At 66.8% G+C, this 18,181-nt stretch carries 13 protein-coding genes and 1 pseudogene; 9 read left to right on the forward strand and 5 right to left on the reverse strand.

The annotated features are described in order from the left end of the window. Positions 1 to 49 precede the first annotated feature (49 nt). From F0357_RS20590 to F0357_RS20630, 9 genes are all read left to right on the forward strand, one after another. On the forward strand, positions 50 to 895 hold the full coding sequence (locus F0357_RS20590; protein ID WP_153489042.1) for a transporter substrate-binding domain-containing protein: 846 nt from the start codon (positions 50 to 52) through the stop codon (positions 893 to 895). Positions 896 to 1,035: 140 nt separating this feature from the next. Continuing rightward, positions 1,036 to 1,686 carry an amino acid ABC transporter permease gene (locus F0357_RS20595; RefSeq protein WP_153489043.1) on the forward strand — a complete coding sequence of 217 codons (651 nt, stop codon included), beginning with the start codon at positions 1,036 to 1,038 and terminating at the stop codon, positions 1,684 to 1,686. Then, positions 1,686 to 2,501 carry an amino acid ABC transporter ATP-binding protein gene (locus F0357_RS20600; RefSeq protein ID WP_153489044.1) on the forward strand — a complete coding sequence of 272 codons (816 nt, stop codon included), beginning with the start codon at positions 1,686 to 1,688 and terminating at the stop codon, positions 2,499 to 2,501. The genes F0357_RS20595 and F0357_RS20600 overlap by 1 nt, the downstream gene beginning before the upstream one ends. 24 nt (positions 2,502 to 2,525) lie before the next feature. Further along, positions 2,526 to 3,434 carry a 4-hydroxy-tetrahydrodipicolinate synthase gene (gene dapA, locus F0357_RS20605; RefSeq protein ID WP_153489053.1) on the forward strand — a complete coding sequence of 303 codons (909 nt, stop codon included), beginning with the start codon at positions 2,526 to 2,528 and terminating at the stop codon, positions 3,432 to 3,434. Between the two features lie 8 nt (positions 3,435 to 3,442). Then, positions 3,443 to 4,450 carry a proline racemase family protein gene (locus F0357_RS20610; protein ID WP_153489058.1) on the forward strand — a complete coding sequence of 336 codons (1,008 nt, stop codon included), beginning with the start codon at positions 3,443 to 3,445 and terminating at the stop codon, positions 4,448 to 4,450. A gap of 31 nt (positions 4,451 to 4,481) precedes the next feature. Further along, the gene (locus F0357_RS20615; protein ID WP_153489061.1) at positions 4,482 to 5,969 is read left to right on the forward strand and encodes an aldehyde dehydrogenase family protein; all 1,488 of its coding nucleotides are present in this window, start codon (positions 4,482 to 4,484) and stop codon (positions 5,967 to 5,969) included. A 3-nt stretch (positions 5,970 to 5,972) separates the two neighbouring features. Then, positions 5,973 to 7,673 (forward strand): GMC family oxidoreductase, encoded by a 1,701-nt coding sequence (locus tag F0357_RS20620; RefSeq protein ID WP_153489072.1) that lies wholly within the window; start codon positions 5,973 to 5,975, stop codon positions 7,671 to 7,673. Between the two features lie 13 nt (positions 7,674 to 7,686). Next, on the forward strand, positions 7,687 to 8,685 hold the full coding sequence (locus F0357_RS20625; protein WP_153489076.1) for a proline racemase family protein: 999 nt from the start codon (positions 7,687 to 7,689) through the stop codon (positions 8,683 to 8,685). A 57-nt stretch (positions 8,686 to 8,742) separates the two neighbouring features. Further along, positions 8,743 to 10,185, forward strand: coding sequence for an aldehyde dehydrogenase family protein (locus F0357_RS20630; protein WP_153489079.1), 1,443 nt, complete (start codon positions 8,743 to 8,745; stop codon positions 10,183 to 10,185). A 61-nt stretch (positions 10,186 to 10,246) separates the two neighbouring features. Here F0357_RS20630 and F0357_RS20635 read toward each other — a convergent pair. The 5 genes and pseudogenes from F0357_RS20635 to repC form a co-directional block, all read right to left on the reverse strand. Next, positions 10,247 to 11,343, reverse strand: a pseudogene (locus F0357_RS20635) (ABC transporter ATP-binding protein). Between the two features lie 73 nt (positions 11,344 to 11,416). Beyond that, positions 11,417 to 12,259 (reverse strand): carbohydrate ABC transporter permease, encoded by an 843-nt coding sequence (locus F0357_RS20640; protein WP_153489083.1) that lies wholly within the window; start codon positions 12,257 to 12,259, stop codon positions 11,417 to 11,419. Further along, complete coding sequence (locus F0357_RS20645; RefSeq protein WP_153489086.1) at positions 12,259 to 13,149, reverse strand: carbohydrate ABC transporter permease; 891 nt, start codon at positions 13,147 to 13,149, stop codon at positions 12,259 to 12,261. Before F0357_RS20645 ends, F0357_RS20640 begins: the two co-directional genes overlap by 1 nt. A 139-nt stretch (positions 13,150 to 13,288) precedes the next feature. After that, on the reverse strand, positions 13,289 to 14,530 hold the full coding sequence (locus F0357_RS20650) for an extracellular solute-binding protein (protein ID WP_153489088.1): 1,242 nt from the start codon (positions 14,528 to 14,530) through the stop codon (positions 13,289 to 13,291). A 2,019-nt stretch (positions 14,531 to 16,549) separates the two neighbouring features. After that, the gene (gene repC, locus F0357_RS20655) at positions 16,550 to 18,115 is read right to left on the reverse strand and encodes a plasmid replication protein RepC (RefSeq protein WP_153489090.1); all 1,566 of its coding nucleotides are present in this window, start codon (positions 18,113 to 18,115) and stop codon (positions 16,550 to 16,552) included. Between the last annotated feature and the right edge of the window lie 66 nt (positions 18,116 to 18,181).

Here is an 18,181-nt window from a genome sequence, read left to right on the forward strand (position 1 = left end):
TCGGCCCATTCTTCCAAGCGCATAAGCGCAAACAGAGGGGACTACCGCGATGAGTGCATTCTCGAAGGCGCTGCGGACGCTGTCCGCGATGGCGATCGCCCTGGCGATCGGGGTCGCCGCTTCGTTCACCCCGGCCCATGCCGATCCGAACGCCACGCTCGACCGCATCAAGTCGAGCGGCGTTCTGAAAGTTCCGGTGATGGTCGGCGAGGAGCCGGGCTACGTGAAGGATCCCGCCACCGGCAACTGGAGCGGGTTCTACATGGATTGGGCGAACGACATCGCCGGCTTTCTCGGCGTGAAGGTTCAGCCGGTCGAGACGACCTGGGGCAACCTCGCCGCCGACTTCCAGGCCAACAAGATCGATATCGCCTTCGGCCTCAACCCGAATCCGAAGCGTGGCCTCGTCGTCGACTATCTGAGCGTCCCGCTCTTCACCGACGCCTGGGCGATCGTGACCAAGAAGGGCTACGAGAAGAAGACCTGGGCCGAACTCAACGATCCGTCGGTCCGCATCGTCGTCCAGAAGGGCGGCACCATGCAGGTCGTCGCCGAGGCGATGACGCCGAAGGCCCAGATCATCCCGGTCGAGGACCGTCCGCTCGGCGTGATGGAACTCCAGGCGAACCGCGCCGACGTCATGATCCTGGCGATCTTCGACGCCGTCCAGGTCAGCAAGCAGATCGACGGCCAGATCATCCTGCCGAAGCCGATGCTCATCAATCCGGCCACCATCGGCGTGAAGCGCGAGGACGGCAACGAGGGCTACGAGAACTGGCTGACCAACTGGATCAACTACCAGCGCTCGCTCGGCCTCGCCCAGGGCAAGCTGCACCAGACCTTCGAGAAGGCCGGCATCGACCTCTCGATGCTGCCGCCCGAGTTCAGCTTCTGATCGCGCCGGACCTTTCCTAGCGCTCCGGCCCGCCTTCGGGCGGGCCGGCCTCTCCGCCCGCACTGCCGAGCCATCCGGCTGACGCTGTGCGGCCCGCGCGGCGCCCGCCCCGCCGCCCTCGATCCCTCTCGGAACGCGCCATGTTCGACTGGAGCATCCTCGTCGCCAATCAGAACCTGCTTTGGGCGGGTCTCCTGACGACGCTGAAATACACAATCGTGACGTCGATCGTCGGTCTTGCGATCGGGCTCGTCGTCGCCCTCGCCCAGTTGAGCCGTCTGCGCGTGCTGCGCTACGCCGGCCGGATCTTCGTCGAATTCTTCCGCAACATCCCGCTGCTGGTGTGGCTCCTGTGGAGCTACTACGCGCTGCCGATCTTCGCCGGCATCGACATTTCCAAGCAGGCCGCAGGCACCACGGCGCTCAGCCTCTACGTCGCGTCCTATTATGCCGAGATCCTGCGGGCCGGCATCCTTTCGATCGACCGCGGCCAGAGCGACGCGGCGCGTGCGCTCGGAATGTCCGGCGCCCAGGCGATGCGGCGCATCATTCTGCCTCAGGCCCTGCGCCGGATGATCCCGCCGCTCTCCGGTCAGACCATCATCCAGATGAAGAACACCACCCTTCTCTCGGTGATCACCATTCCCGATCTCCTCTATCAGGCGAGCTACATCTCGTCGTTCACCTATCGCCCGATGGAGGTCTACACCGCGATCGGCTGCATCTTCCTCTTGATCCTCATTCCGCTGAACTACGTGGCCCGCCGTCTCGAAGCGAAGGAGATGCACTGATGCGCACGGATCCTTCCGCCGGCGAACCGCTTCTCGAAGTCAAAGGCCTGCGCAAGCGCTTCGGCAGCCTCGAAATCCTGAAAGGCATCGATCTGACCGTCCGCCGCGGCGAGGTCGTCGCGCTGGTCGGCTCGTCGGGCTCGGGCAAGACGACGCTGCTGCGCTGCCTGAACCTCCTCGAGGTCCCCTCCTCGGGCAAGATCGCCCTCCAGGGCAAGACGATGTTCCATGCCGAGGACGGGCGCGATCTCGCCCGCCTGCGTGCCGCCGAGATCAACCGGATGCGCGCCCGGGTCGGCATGGTCTTCCAGCATTTCAATCTCTTCCCGCACATGTCGGTGCTCGCCAACACCATGGAGGGGCCGCGCACCGTGCTGAAGGAGGCGCCGGCGACCAATCGCGCGCGCGCCCTCGATCTCCTCGGCAAGGTCGGCATGGCGGACTTCGCCGATCGCATGACGGACCGCCTGTCGGGTGGCCAGAAACAACGTGTCTCGATCGCCCGCGCCCTCAACATGCAGCCGGTGCTGATGCTGTTCGACGAGCCGACCTCCGCGCTCGATCCGGAACTCGTCGGCGAGGTGCTCAAGACCATGATCGCGCTCGCCCGGGAGGGCATGACGATGGTGGTCGTCACCCATGAGCTGGGCTTCGCCCTGGAGGTGGCCGACCGCGTCGTCTTCCTCGAGTCCGGCACCGTGGCGGCCGACGGCCCGCCCGCCGACGTGCTGATCCGCGCGCCCAACGAACGCATCCGCGCCTTCGTCAACCGCTTCCACGAAACCGCAGAGCTGATGAAGCCCCTGATGGGCTGACCACCGCCAACCTGAGAGACCAAGATGGCTACACCCCGCTGGCAGGGCATTCACAGTGTCCTCGTCACTCCCTTCGACGCGTCCGGAGCGATCGATTTCGGCGCCTACGAAGCCCTGATCGAACGCAACATCGCGAACGGCGCCGACGGCCTCATCGTCTGCGGCTCGACCGGCGAGTTCTACACGATGACGGTCGAGGAGCGCGTCGCGCTGTTCGAGGCGACGGTGAAGGCCGCGGCCGGTCGCGTGCCCGTGCTCGCCGGCGTCTCCGATCTGCGCACCGACATCGTGACCGCCCTCTGCCGCAAAGCGGAAGACGCCGGCTGCGACGGCATTCTGGCGCTTCCTCCCATCTATGCCGTTCCCGACGAGCGGGAGGTCGACCACTTCTACGGTCAGGTCGCGGGTGCGTCGGGTCTGCCCGTCATGCTCTACAACAGCCCGCGACGGATCGGCCTGAACCTGACGCCGGACCAGGTGGAGCGGCTCGCCGCGCTGCCGACCGTCGCCTCGATCAAGGATTCCTCCGGCGACATCGTCCAGGTCACGGAACTCTGCCGCCGCGTCGGCGGACGCCTCTCGGTCTTCGTCGGCTACGAGACGATGATCCGCGCCGCCCTCCCCGTCGGCGTCGTGGGCGTGGTGGCGATGGCGCACCAGCTCTCGGGACGTCTCGTTCGGTCCTATTTCGACGCCTGCGCGGCAGCCGACTACGCCACAGCCGACCGCCTGGAGCCGGCGCTCTTCGCGATCTACCGCTGCTTCCGCACCGGCTCCTACTATGCCGGCATCAAGGCGACCATGAACGCGCTCGGCCAGCCCGTCGGGTCGCCGCGCGAGCCGCTGCTTCCTTTCACCGACGCCCAACAAGCTAAAGTCGCCGCCATCCTCGCCGACGCGAAGGTGGCCGACCTCATCGCCTCTCTCCGCTAAGGCTTGTCATGCGCTCCACCCGTATCATCCAGGGCATCGATTCCCACACCGCCGGCTGCCCGCTGCGCCTCATCACCTCGGGCTTCGGCCCGATCCGCGGCAAGACCATGGTCGAGAAGCGCGCGGATCTAATGACCCGCGACGAGCTGCGTCAGCTCGTGCTGTTCGAACCGCGCGGCTCGTTCAACATGCCGGCGGCGGTGCTCACCGAGGCGTGCTCGCCCGACGCCGACATCGGCATGATCATTCTCGAGCCCGACACCTATCCGCCGATGTGCGGCCACTGCGCGATGGCGGTGGCGACCATCGCCGTCGAGGCCGGCTACGTGAAGGCCGTCGAGGGCGAGACGCTGGTCCGGCTCGACACCCCGGCCGGTGTGGTGCCTGCGCGCGTTACGGTGGAGAACGGACGCGCCGTCTCGGTGACGCTCGAGATGCCGTCGTCGTTCCTCTATCGCCGCGACGTCGTGCTCGACACCCCGTCGTTCGGCAAGGTGCGCGGCGACATCGCCTTCGGCGGCGATTTCTACCTGCTCGTCGAAGCGGCCGATCTCGGGCTCTCCCTCGTTCCGGAGCAGGCTTGGCAGCTCGTGAGCGCGGCGGCCGAGTTGCGGACCGCGCTGGCGAGCGTCTCCGTCCAGCATCCGACGCTGCCGCACGTCAACGAGATCTACCAGATCGAGCTCATCGGTCCGGGGGACGGCGTGCGCACCGATGCGCGCAACGTCGTGGTCTGCCCGCCGACCGTGATCGACCGCTCGCCCTGCGGCACCGGCACCGCCTCACGGATGGCGCTCCTGCACGGCCGGGGCGACATGAAGGCCGGCGACAGCCTGCGCCACGGCGGCATTCTCGACACGGTGTTCACCGGGCGCATCACCGGCGAGACGCAGGTCGGCGACCTGCCGGCCATCACCTGCACGGTGACCGGCAGCGCCTACCTCACCGGCACCTTCAACTTCTTCCTCGATCCCAACGATCCGTTCCAGGCGGGCTTCCGTCTGACCGGCGTTTGACCCGGCCGCCGGCATCGCCAGGAGGCGCATGATGACAGACCCCGTGATCAGCTTCGATCCGAATACGCTCTCGCCACGAGCGGACCATTTCATCAAGGGCCGACGGCGCGAGGGCGGAGAGGGCGCGGTGCCGGTGCACCGGCCCTCCGACGGGGTCGAAATCGGCCGCCTTCACGATGCCGGCGAGACCATAGTCGACGAAGCCGTGGGCGCGGCACGCGATGCGTTCCGCACCTCCGGCTGGGCGAGCGCGCACCCGCTCGATCGCGCGGCGGTGCTGCACCGCTGGGCGGCCCTCGTCGAGGCCCGGACCGAGGAGATCGCCCGCCTCGAATCCGCGACGTCGACGCGACCCATCGCCGACACGCTCGGCCGCGATGTCGGCCGGGCTGCGGGGGCGATCCGTTTCTTCGCCGAATCCGTCGACAAGATCGAAGGGTCGGTGATCGCCACCGCGGCGGCGGCGAACTGCATGGTGGTGCCGGAGCCCTACGGCGTCGTCGCCTCCATCACCGCCTGGAACTTCCCGCTCATCAACGCGGTGTGGAAGTCGGCGCCCGCGCTCGCCGCCGGCAACGCGGTGGTGCTGAAGCCGTCCGAGCTGACGCCCTACACCGCGATCCGGATCGCCGAGCTCGCCGTCGAAGCCGGCCTGCCCGCTGGCCTCTTCAACGTCGTCCAAGGTCTCGGCGCGACGACCGGATCGGCCCTGGTGCGCCACCCGGACGTCCGCAAGATCAGCTTCACCGGCTCCACGGGAACTGGCGCTCGCATCATGGCCGACGCTGCGGCCACGGGCACCAAGCCGCTGACGCTCGAGCTCGGCGGCAAGTCCCCCCAGCTCGTCTTGAAGGATGTGCGCGATCTCTCGCCCGTCGCCCTCAACGTCGCCAACGGCTTCCTCGCCAACGCGGGACAGGTCTGCACCGCGGGGTCGCGGCTGATCGTTCACCGCTCGATGGCGGACGAACTCGTCTCCCGCGTCCAGGCCCTCGCCGCGGCGCGAACCGCCGGGCCGACGTGGCAGGTGGAAACGACGCTCTCGCCGCTCGTCAGCGAGCGTCAGGCGGAACGGATCGAGCGGATGATCGCGGCGACCGTCGCCGACGGCGCCAGCATCGTGAGCGGCGGCACGCGCGTGTCGGGCCGCAATGCCGGGGCCTATTTCGAGCCCACCATCCTCGCGAACGTCGCCGAGACCTCCGTCGGCTTCCGCGAGGAGTTCTTCGGCCCCGTCCTCTCCGTCTACACCTACGAGGACGAGGATGAGGCGATCGCGATGGCCAATCATCCTCTCTACGCCCTCGCCGCCAGCCTCTACACCGACGATGCCCGCAAGGCGCTTGCAATCCCGAAGCGGCTCGAGGCCGGTACGGTCTGGGTCAACGCCCACGGCCGCCAACCCGGCTACGCCCACCCGCAGGGCGGCTTCAACCATTCCGGCTTCGGCCGCGAGATGGGCCGCGCCGGCCTCGAAGGCTTCCTGCGCCACAAGACCGTCTGGCTCTCCCACGGATAGATCATGTCTGCTGACCAATTCGATTATGTCATCGTCGGCGGCGGCGCGGCCGGCGCCGTGCTGGCGAGCCGGCTCTCGGAGAACTCCCGCTTTTCGGTCGCGCTCGTCGAGGCGGGACCGGATACGCCGCCCGGCCGCGAGCCGGCCGATATTCTCGATTCCTATCCGATCGTCGCCTATTTCAACCGCGCCTATCACTGGCAGAACATCCAGGTTCACCTGAACGATCCGAAAGGACGTTCGGCCGCCCCTCGCCGTTACGAGCAGGCGAAAGTGATGGGCGGAGGCACCTCGATCAACGGCATGTTCGCCTTCCGCGGCCTGCCGTGGGATTTCGAGGATTGGAAGGCGAACGGGGCCGACGGATGGGGCTGGGACGACGTCCTTCCCTTCTACCGCAAGCTCGAGCGCGATCTCGATTACGGCGCCGAGCCGGTGCACGGCGACAGCGGTCCGCTGCCGATCCGGCGGATTCCGCGCGCTTCGTGGCCGCCGTTCACCGAAGCGGTGGCGCGCGCCCTCGAGGGGCAGGGCTTTAGCGACATCCGCGACCACAACGGGGCGACCGGCGATGGCTTCTTCCCGATGTCGATCAACAATGTCGAGGGCGAGCGCGTCTCGACGGCCCGGGCCTACCTCACCCGCGAGGTACGGGCGCGGAAGAACCTGAGCATTCTGCCCGAGACCGAGGTCCGCGCGATCCGCTTCGACGGTCTGAAGGCGACCGGCGTCGTTGTCCGCACCGCCGCGGGCGAACGGACGATCGGCGCAGGCGAGGTGATCGTGAGCGCCGGCGCGATGCAGACGCCGGGCATACTGATGCGGGCCGGTATAGGCCCCGCGGACCACCTCAAGCAGTTCGGCATCGCCGTGAAGGCGGACCGGCCCGGCGTCGGCGCGAACCTCCAGGACCATCCGATGGTCGCGCTCGCCGCCTATCTGCAACCCGGCAAGCGCCTGCCGCCCACCCTGCGGCGCCATATCCAGATGGGGTTCCGCTACTCGTCCGGCGTCGAAGGCTGCACCCCGGGCGACATGTTCATCCTGCCCTCGAGCCGCGCCGCCTGGCATCCGCTGGGCCGGATGCTCGGCTCCGTCCTCGTCTGCGTGAACCGGCCCTACTCGACCGGCGAGGTCCGTCTCACCGGTGCCAGCCCGGACGACGCTCCCTTCATCAACTTCAGGCAGCTCTCCGATGAGCGCGACCTCATCCGCCTGGAAGAGGGCATGCATCGGCTCCAGACGATCATCGACGCGCCCTCCTTGCGCGGCGTGATCGGCGAGGTCTTTCCAGCCACGTTCTCCGAGCGCGTGCGCAAGCTCGGGGCGGTGAACCGAAAGAACTACTACCTGACCATGCTGGCGGCGGGCGTCATGAGCCTGGGGCCCCTCGCCCGCCGCACCATGATCGACAAGGTGATCAGCCCCGACGCCGACGTGGCGCGGCTGATGCGCGAACCCGCGGCTCTGCGGAGCTGGGTCGTCGAGAACACCTGCGGCAGTTGGCACGCGAGCGGCACCTGCCGGCTCGGTCGCGCCGACCAGACGCACGCCGTCGTCGATCGAAACGCCAAGGTGATCGGCGTCGAACGGCTTCGGGTCGTCGATGCGTCGATCATGCCGAGCGTGATCAGCGGCAACACCATGCTCACCACGATCATGGCCGGTGAAAAGATCGCCGACGCCATCAAGTCCGGCTCGTGAGACGGAGGCGGCGATGCGCACACAACGCTTCATCGCGACCGTCGACAGCCACACGGCGGGCCATCCGACCCGCGTCGTCACCGGCGGCCTCGCGCCCCTCGTCGGCGAGAGCGTGGCGGCGCGGAGAGACGATTTCCGCGCACGCTTCGACGATCTCCGGACCTTCCTGCTGCACGAACCGCGTGGACATGCAGCGATGGTCGGCGTCGTCTTGACCGAGAGCCGGATCGCCGATTTCGGAGCGATCTTTCTCGGGTCCTACGGCTATCTCGACATGTGCGGGCACGCGACCATCGGCCTTGCCCGGACTCTGGACTTCCTCGGTCTGCTGAAGCCCACGGAGGGCATCGCATCCTTCACCCTCGAGGTGCCGGCCGGCGTCGTCACCGTGCGGCTCACCTATGAGGATGGCGACGTCGCGGCCATCGGCTTCGACAACGTGCCGGCTCGCGTCGCCGCCGTCGACGGCCGGATTGCCGCCGGCGACTTGGTCGTGCCCGTCGATATCGCCTATGGCGGCAACTGGTACGGCCTGATCGCCGCACAGGATGCCGGGATCGACCTCACCCCGGCCGGCGTCGGCCACGCGATGCAGGTCGGAAGCGCGCTGAAGGGGGCGCTCAACGCAGACATCGAGGCCGGCCGCTACGGTTCGGATATCGAACCGGTGGACAGCATTCTCTTTCACGATACGCGCGAGGAGCACGGCAAACTCGTCAGCCGTCATCTCGTCGTGCTCGCCTCGAACAAGTTCGACCGTTCCCCGTGCGGGACGGGCACCTCCGCGCGGCTCGCCCAGCTCGTCCACCGCGGAACGATCGCACCCGGCCAAAGAATCTCCTCGGAAAGCGTGCTCGGAACGCGCTTCGAGGCGAGCGCGGAGCGTCTTCCCGGTGGCGGACCGTTCGCATGCGTCCAGCCGACCGTGACCGGCCTCGCCCATATCACCGGGCAACACGGCTTCCTGCTCGAAGCCGGCGACCCCCTCCCCCACGGCTTTCTCTGCCGCTGAGAGGCGATTCTCCCGTCGTCTCAGACGCGACCCTCGCCACCTTGAAAGGTCCCATCAATGACCGCGCAGATCACCAATCTCATCAACGGCCGCCGGATCGCTCCCGCCGGGCCCGAGCGTTATCGGGCCATCAATCCCGCACGCCTCGACGAGGCTCTGTCGGACTATGCGTTCTCGACGGCTGCCGACGTCGACGCTGCGGTTGCGGCCGCGTCCGGCGCCAAGCGGACCTGGCGCGAGACATCGGCCATCGCGCGCGGCGAGATCGTCGCCAAGGCGGGGCAGATCCTTCGCGCGCGGGCCAAAGATCTCGGCGCGCTGATGACCCTCGAAATGGGCAAGCCGATCGGCGAAGCGATCGCCGAGGTGGATTATGCCGGCAAGGTGCTGCAATTCTATGCCGCCGAGGCTCAGCGCCCCACCGGAGAGACGCTGCAGTCCGGCCGCCCGAACGTCCACTATTACACGACCCGGGAACCCATCGGCGTCGTCGGCGCAATCACGCCGTGGAACTTCCCGTTCTCGATCGCCTGCTGGAAACTCGGCCCTGCGCTCGTCACCGGCAATACCGTCGTCTGGAAGCCGGCCCCGCATCACCCGCTGTGCTCCCAGGCGATCATCGAGGCTTTGCTCGAAGCGGGTCTGCCCGACGGCGTCGTGAACCTCGTCCACGGCGGCGCGGAAGTTGGCGGCGCGATCGTTTCCCATCCGGATGTGGCCGGCGTGTCCTTCACCGGCTCGACCGCGGTCGGACAGGCGCTCTATCGTGCCGTCTCCCAGCGTCTCGGCCGCGCCCAATGCGAGATGGGCGGCAAGAACGCGCTCTACATCCACACCGCCGCGGACCTCGACAAGGCGGTGACGCTCGCCGTCGAAGGCGCGTTCCGCAGCGCCGGTCAAAAGTGCACCGCCACGAGCCGGGTGCTGGTCGATGCAGCCATCCGTGACGATTTCACGAGCCGCCTGCTCGCCCGCGTCGCGGAGCTCAAGGTGGGCGATCCGACCGACGGTGCCACCTTCCTCGGACCGGTGGTCGACGACCGCCAGTTCGCCAAGGTCACCGGCGCGATCGCGGCCGGGATCGCGGCCGGGGCGAATCTCGCCGCAGGCGGTGCCGGGCGCGCCGTCGAGAACGGATTTTTCATCGCGCCGACCGTCTTCGACGGCGTCGGGATCGCCGATCCCCTCGCGCGCGACGAGATCTTCGGACCGGTGATGGCGCTCGTGCCCGTAGAGAACCTCGAAGGCGCCATCGCGGCGGTGAACGCGACCGATTACGGCCTGAGCGCCGGCATCGTGACCCGCGATCTCGAAGCGGCCCATCGCTTCGCGCGCACCGTCGAAACCGGCGTCGTCAACGTCAACCTGCCGACGGCGGGTGTCGAAATGCACGCGCCGTTCGGCGGTTGGAAGGGCTCCGGGCTCGGCCTGCCGGAGCAGGGCCTCAAGATCCTCGATTTTTATACGAAGTGGCGCAGCGTCGCGATGCAGTTCGCCTGACCGACCCTTATCGCCTCGACATCACGGCGCGTCCCGGCCTCCGGGGCGCGCCGTTGTGCGTTCAGAGGCGGGCTTCGGTCTTGGGATCGAAATAGCAGGCACGGGAGAGGTCGAAGGCGAACCGCGCGGGGCGGCCGGCGGTGATCTCGGCGCGCGCCGGGAGGCGGGCCACGAAGTCGGCACCGGCAACCGTCGCCATGGCATAGAGGTCCGAGCCGGTCGGCTCGATGAGATCGACGGCGATCTCGGCGACCGTCCGCGGATCGTAGTCAGGTTCGGCCAGCGCGAGCGTCTCGGGGCGGATGCCGAACACGATGGGCCGATCGGCGGCGCCGGCGAGCGCCGCCGGCGCCGCCGGGTCGAACAGCGCCGGGCCGTCGGTGCCGAGCGTGACCGTGAGGCCCCCTCCCCTGCCGTCGCCCGCGCGGGGATCAGGTTCATCGGCGGCGAGCCCATGAAGTCTGCGACGAACAGGTTCGCCGGGCGGTCATAGACGTCGGCCGGCGTGCCGATCTGCTGGATGCGGCCATCGCGCAGAACGGCGATCCGCGTCGCGAGCGTCATCGCCTCGATCTGGTCGTGCGTGACGTAGACGATTGAAGCGTTCAGCGCCTGGTGCAGACGCTTGATCTCCGAACGCATCGAGACGCGCAGCTTGGCGTCGAGATTGGAGAGCGGCTCGTCGAACAGGAAGAGTTCCGGATCGCGCACGAGCGCGCGGGCCATCGCCACGCGCTGGCGCTGGCCGCCCGAAAGCTGGCCCGGCTTGCGGTCGAGCAGGTGATCGATCTTGAGCTGGGCGGCGACGCGGGCGAGGTGCGCCTGACGCTCGGCCTCGCTCACCTTGCGAACGCGCATGCCGAACGTGATGTTCTCGGCGACCGTCATGGTCGGGAACAGCGCGTAGGACTGAAACACGACCGCGATGTCCCGGTCGGCCGGCTTCACGTACGTCATGTCGCGGCCGCCGATCAGGATCTGACCGCCGGACACGTCGGCGAGACCGGCGATGCAGGAGAGCAGCGTCGACTTACCGGAGCCCGACGGCCCGACGAGGACGAGGAACTCCCCCTTCTCGAGCGTGATGTCGATATCCTGGAGGATCGACACCTGGCCGATCGTCTTGCGAACCCCTCGAATGTCGAGCGCGGCGGTCATCGGATCCTCTCGTCCATAAAAGTCTCTTGCGCCCGTCGCGTTCGGGCCGCGTCTGACACGCAATCGGGCCGGCTCATCCCTTCACGCCGCCGGCGGAGAGGCCGGAAATCAGGTGGCGCTGAAAGAGCAGTGCAATCGCCGTCGGCGGGATGGTGGCGAGGATGCCGACCGCGGCGATCACGCCGTAATCGGTGACGCGCCCCGCCGCGAAATCCGCGATCGCGACCGGCAGCGTCTTGCCGCGCAGGTCGCTCGTGAAGAGCAGCGCATAGAAGAATTCGTCCCAGGCGACCAGGAACGACAGCATCGCCGCGGCGACGACGGCCGGCCGCGCGATCGGCAGCACCACCTCGCGCAGAATGCGCAGCGTGCCGGCTCCTTCGATCATCGCCGCCTGTTCGATCTCAGCCGGGAAGGCGTCGAAATTGCTTTTCAGAAGCCATGCCGCGAACGGGATCAGCATCGAGCAATAGACGACGACGAGCGTGAACGGCGTGTTGAGAAGGCGCAGGTCGCTGAACACCGAATAGAGCGGCAGCACATAGGTGATCGGCGGCATCATGAAGGTCGCGAGCATCAGGAACAGGAGCGCCTGGGGCGCATTCCGGCGCGCGAAGCCGAAGGCGGCGAGCGTCGAGACGACGATCGCGACCAGGGTCGCGCCGACGGCCGCGATCAGGCTGTTCTTCAGCCCGTTGAGGAAGGGGTTCTCGGTGATGTCGCCGGTGAGCCCGAGCAGCTTTCCGTATCGCGAGAAATCCGGATGCGCAGGGATCCAGCGCAGCGGCACCGTCACGAGATCGGTCGGGTTCGCGATGCTCATGATGAAGAGCCATGCGATCGGCGCGAGCGTGACGAAGGCGAGCACTGCCACCGCAAGATAGATCAGGCATGTCTGGTGGAGAGGACGATGCATCACGCGGCCGCCTTCGCCTGCCGGCGCACGGCGCCGAGATAGATCGCAATGAGCACCGCGCTGATGGCCGCGACGATCGCCGCATAGGACGCGCCGCTACCGGCCCTGAGATAGGAGAAATATTCCTGATAGACGAAGAAGCTCGCCGTCTTCGTGCTGTCGGCCGGGCCGCCGCGGGTCATCACGTAGATGATGTCGAAGACACGGAACGCTTCGACGGTGCGCAGGATGACGATGACGAGGACCGGCCCGATGATGGCCGACAGCACGATCGCCTTGAACTGGTGCCAGGCGCCCGCCCCTTCCACCCGCGCCGCCTCGAACAATTCGCGCGGGATCGTCTGCAGCGCTGCGAGCGCAACGAAGGCGATGAGCGGAAAGTTCTTCCAGACGTCGGCGAAGATGACCATGTGCAGCGCGAGGCCCGGCTCACCGAGCCACGAGCGGTAGTCCGAGAGGATGCCCGTCTGCACCAGGAGCGCGTTCAAGGCGCCGTATTCCGGGTGATAGATGAGGCGCCACATCATGGCGTTGACGATGTTCGGCAGCGCCCACGGCAGCACGATCAGCATGCGGGCGAAGGTGCGGCCCTTGAATTCGAGATTGAGCAACAGCGCCACGGCGACGCCGATCACCGTCTCGAGCCCGACCGAGACGATGGTGAAGTAGAGGGTGCGCGACAGCGCATCCTGAAAGTCAGGATCGGTCAGCGCATAGACGTAGTTGTCGAAGCCGATCCAATGGATGGGCTGCTTCACCGCCGTGATCTCGGCGTCGGTGAAGCTCAGCCAGAGCGTCTGGGCGAGCGGCCAGAGCGTGATCGCCGACAGAATGAGGAGAGCCGGCGCGAGAAGCAGCCACTTCTCCGATCTCGGCCGCCAGCTTTCCATCATGTCCTCCGGGGGCAGCGAACGGGGGCGCGACCGGATCGCGAGGGATCCGTTTGGGTCGGCCCGTGGTCGAAAATCAAAGGGCGATCAAGGATGTGCCGGCCGGACACGGAGTCCGGCCGGCCTCACCTCGATGGCGTCAGCGCAGGCGCGCGGCGCGGGCGGCGGCTGCGTCGAGCGCCGCCTGCGGGGTATCCTCGCCGAGCAGCGCGGCGTGGATGTTCTTCTGCAGGATGTTGGAGAGCTCGGTGTAATAGGGCACCGCCGGCCGCAGGAACATCAGGCCGAGCGACACGTCCGCCGCCTTCACCAGATATTCCTGGCCCTGCGTCACCGCCGGCTCCGTATAGGACGCCTTCCAGATCGGCAGGCTGAGCTTGGCGTACTTGTCCTGAACGTCCTTGCTCGACAGGAAGGTGACGTACTTCCAGGCCTCGTCCGGATGGGCGCTGTTCGAGGCGATGCCGAGGCCCATCGAGCCGTTCACGGCCGACGCCTTCGAGATGCCGTCGACGCCCGGCGCCGGCTCGATGCCGACCTGACCGGCGACCTTGCTTTGCTTCGGATCGTTGGCGAGGGCGTACATGTACGTCCAGTTGAGGGCGAAGGCCGCCTCGCCGTTGGAGAAGACCTTGCGGACGTCCTCCTCGAGATATTCACGCGAGCTCGGGTTGGTGACGCCCTTGTCGAGCGTCTCGCGCATGTACTTCACCGCCTCGACGGCGCCGCCGGTCTGGAAGGCCGGCTTGCCGTCCTTCAGGAACGACCCGCCGTAGGCGGAGGTGAGCGTGGTGAAGTCGCAGATCAGCGCCTCGGCCTGCTGCCAGCTCCACACGATCGGATATTTCACGAGGCCCTTGGCCTTGATCTGCTCGGCCTGGGATTCGAGCTCTGCCCACGTCTTCGGCGGCGCGGAGATTCCGGCCTTGGCCAGGATGTCCTTGTTATAATAGAGATATTTCGTATCGAGAATCCACGGCATGCCGTAGACCTTGCTGTCGTAGGTCACCGTGGTCCAGGCGCCGTCGAAGATCTTGTCGTGATCGGCCGCCGGCACCTTGTCGGTGACGTCCTTGAGGAAGCCCTTCTTCACGAACTCGGCCGGCCAGATCACGTCGTAGAGGATGACGTCGTAGCCGCGATCGCCGGCACCGGCGGCGGCGACGATCTTATCGTGCAGCGCCTCGTACGGCACGAACTCGACGTTCACCTTGACGCCCGGGTTCGCCTTTTCGAAGTCGGCGGTCATGGCCTTGACGTCCGCCTCCGAGTAGGCGGCCTGGCTCATGAACAGGGCATTGAGCTGCGTATCGGCGAACGCCGGCGCGCTGAGGCCGACGAGCGAGGCAAGCGCCGTCGCCGCGAGAATCTTGAAGTGCATGGGAACCCCTCTTCCTTTGGTTCTCAGGGCGACCGCCCATGCGGCGACTATGCAAGGGGGGATTTAATTCGTCAACTTGATGTAAGAAATAAAATTGCGCGAAACGGGTGCGGGGGAGCCGCCGCCGCTCGGCGAGAGGCGTGCCGTTGTGAGAGATGTCAGCAGGGGGGCTCGGACGGCTCCTCAGCGGAGCGTCGACGGTCCATCAGCAGCGCGTATGGAGCGCAAATTCACAGGGGGACGTCCAACCCAACCAGCCCTCTCCAGCGGCGACCCTGGCACGGACGCACGATGAGGGAACGGCGAAGTCGGGCAGCGAAGCATAGAAATGGACTTCGAAGACCGCGATGCTGAGAGAGCGCTATCTCCCTTTTAAGCGCGGACCTCGGGAGCGTGGGAGGCCGTCGCTGAGCAGGCCAAGATTCCGGGCCGGAGATCTCCCCTTGTGGGCCGAAGGTACATTTCGTCTGAAGGCCCTGTGGTACATATGGCGGACCAGCGTGCGAGGCACCACGATCGCGGCAAGGACGCGCATCGACGAATCCAGCGCGAAGTCTTGATATCGGTTAACCATAACGATCGGGCGGGCTGCGGCTCTAGGGTGAACATCACACTTCAGAACGACCACGAGCAACTTACAAGTTCGAGGCGATCGTTCGGAAGGCCGTTTCACGGCGTCATCGCCCCTCCCCTATTCACGCTCTGCCATCTGCCACCCCCGAGTGGTTTCATGCCGTGAGGATGGTGTGACGCCGACGCGGTGAACGGCAATGACGGTCTGTCGTCCCCCGAGGCATGTGATGGGGGACTCGACGGAGAGGACGTGGAGGGGGATGCCGTCCTCACTTACGAACGAGCCGAGCGCGCCTGCATGGTCCTTTCGGCAAAGCTGCCGCACGTTCCACGTCGAGAAGGCCGGCCGCACCGCCCCGGATAGCAGCTCAGGGGCCGAGCCTGCGCCGACGGGCACCATGCATCATAAGCGGCAGCCCCGCTGCCACCACAGGGGCGACCATGACGATGGACATTCGAGAGGGGCCGGAAGGCAGAGCCGCAAGGGACGGGCCACAGCCCCGAATCTCACGAAGTGCATGCCATGCGAACCGGCGCTCGTGCCGTGCAGGAGGGCACCTCCCCCCCCCTCCCCTCCCCCAGTTCTACCGTCTCAGGCGGCTTCTCGTTGTGATGATGGTGATGCCTCAGATCGAGTCTGCTCGCCCTTCGCGGGTCTGGATGGGGGCCAACCCCAGGGCAATTGCATGTGGGGCGTGTGCTCCTGAGGAGGATGAGGTGAGACCCCGCCCCCATCTGAGCCGAACCGGACAGCAATCTGTCGGTTGCGTTTGCCGGCAGTCGTCGGCCGCGGAGAGCGCGGCGATGGGGAAGCCCGACTTGGCCGCGGCTGATCGAGCTTCCCTTCATCGCCTCGACCGGAGGCCGTCGGGAGGTCGAGACGGAGGCAACGCCGGCGCGCGGCGGGCGCGCTTTATTATGCCTGGCAGGAGCTTTCGCCTATGCGTCTCGGGGCGCCGAGCCCGGCGTGGACTATTGTGCCCCGCTATCGCGCTTGCCCATCATCGTTGTCAGCTGACAACACAACTTCGAGCTCGCGCGCAGGATCGCTTCCATTGCTCCTCGTTATGAATGCGGCATGCTCCTTCAACGGCGGGAACCATACCGAGACACGCAGAAGGGATAAGCAGAGAGCGTGATTGTGGGATCTGTCCTGACGCGCGAGGTCGTCGGCACCACATTCGGCCTGTGCTGCACCCCCGCAGCCACCCACTCCTCGGATATGCCGGGGCGCTGCGCACAGCATGGATCTGATCATTGATCGCTGTCAGATCAAATCACCCCAGTCGAATGGCAGGGCGGCTCGGAACACCGGGGACGTTGTCAGCTGACAACGTCCCGCCAGCAGCCCTAGAAGGGGTGCTATCGATCCATCGAGCACACGCCGCTCTGCCCATTCATGCCACGCTCCAAGTCGCCTCAACCACCTGCTATCCGGCCACGCGGCTAGACCACCCGCGCCTGCTCCTTCAGGAGCGTTCGCAGAAGCGGGGCCGGGGAGAATGCACCCGTCCGCGCCTTCGCCGTCAGCGTCCGAAGATAGCCGCCGGGATTGTCGATCGTCTCGACACGCTGGAGGATCGTCGCGATGACCGTCGAGGCAGCCACATCCCCCATGACGGCACGCGCCTCCCTCCAGGCGTCTGCTCCGATCCCAAGCGCGCTTCGCGCCACCGCAGCCGCATCCACGAGGTCGCGCCACGACGCAACACCGTGCCGGTTGAAGGCCCGGATGTCGGGGCAGGCCGCGAGCACGCCTTGGAGATCGAAGCCAGGCGAGGGGAGGGGAGCCGCGTTGCTCGGCCCCCTCACCGCCGGCACCGATCTCCCCGAGCCGGCCGTCGGCGCCCGATTGTCCATCTGCAACGGTCGTACCGACGGCGGCACCGGCGACTTGACCCACCGTTTCGCGTGGGCATCCGGGCCAAGGCCGGGAGTGATGGCGGCCAGGCCGTGCTCGCTGCAATTTCCCGGACCGGGTCGGGAACGGGGAGCAAACGACGGACAGGAAGGGACGGCATGAGCCTGTGACGAGGTCGTCGCGCGATGGGCCATACGGCCAACAGGATCCTCGTCCCCGTTTGTGCTGCCGGTTTGGCTCACGACGCGGCGCGGCCTGTCCGGTGTGCATTCCTCTCCGGCACCGCCGCGCCGCTGCGGAGAAGACGTCTTTCTGTCTCCGACCTCTTCGATCGCATTCAATTCAACTTCGAAATGAGTCTTTAAAGAGAGACTCGGGTTTGACTCCTCTTTGTGGCGCTCGCAATGGACGGGAATGCCGTCCATATTCGGGACATTCATCAGAAAATCGAGGGTCTTACGCACCTTGTCGCGAAGCGCCGACAGGGCGTCGGAAAGACCCCTGAGCGTAGCCGCGTCGAGGCCCCGGCAGGGCTGCGAGGAGAGGGGGGCGAAGGCGTCCCCAATCTCGGTCCAATCTCCGGGTACGGCCTCTTCCGCCACGAAGGCGAGCGTCTTGGCGATATCGCGGCGCAGGAGGGTGATTTCTTCCCTTAGCCGGCGTACGGCCTCGCGGCCCTGCCGCTCGGCCACGGCATAGGATTCGAACTCTGCCGCGCGGGCGACAAGCGGGGAGAGGTCGAACCCATAGGCCATTCCGATCGCGCCCTTCTCGTCGCGTCGCACATAGCGCTTGCCGTTTGGACTGTCGCGCCGAACGATGAGCCCGGCCTCGACGAGCGCGGCGAGATGCCGGCGCAGCGTTGCTTCGGGCATCGAATGGGCGCGCAGCGACAGCTCGCGGTTCGATGGAAACACGACGAGCGGCGAAGCCGCCTTGAGCTCGGTTTCGGGGTGGAAAGAGAGGAGGGCGGACAGCACGGCAGCCGCGCGATCGGAGATCCCGATCTTTTGCCGTGCTTCGATGACCGTCCGCAGCACCTTCCATTTGTCGACGACGACGTGCGGCGGGCACGCCTTCGCCTTCGCCTGCCCTGCGATGATCGCAAAAGACAGGCGTCGCGCCCCAAAGGGCGACGTTGCCGGTTCCATTCCTTGCCCTTTGCTGTGGGCAAAAAGAGAGGGATCGCCGAATCGACGCCGCGCGGGTTGACAGAG

The sequence above is a fragment of the Segnochrobactrum spirostomi genome (assembly GCF_009600605.1).
Lineage (GTDB): Bacteria > Pseudomonadota > Alphaproteobacteria > Rhizobiales > Segnochrobactraceae > Segnochrobactrum > Segnochrobactrum spirostomi.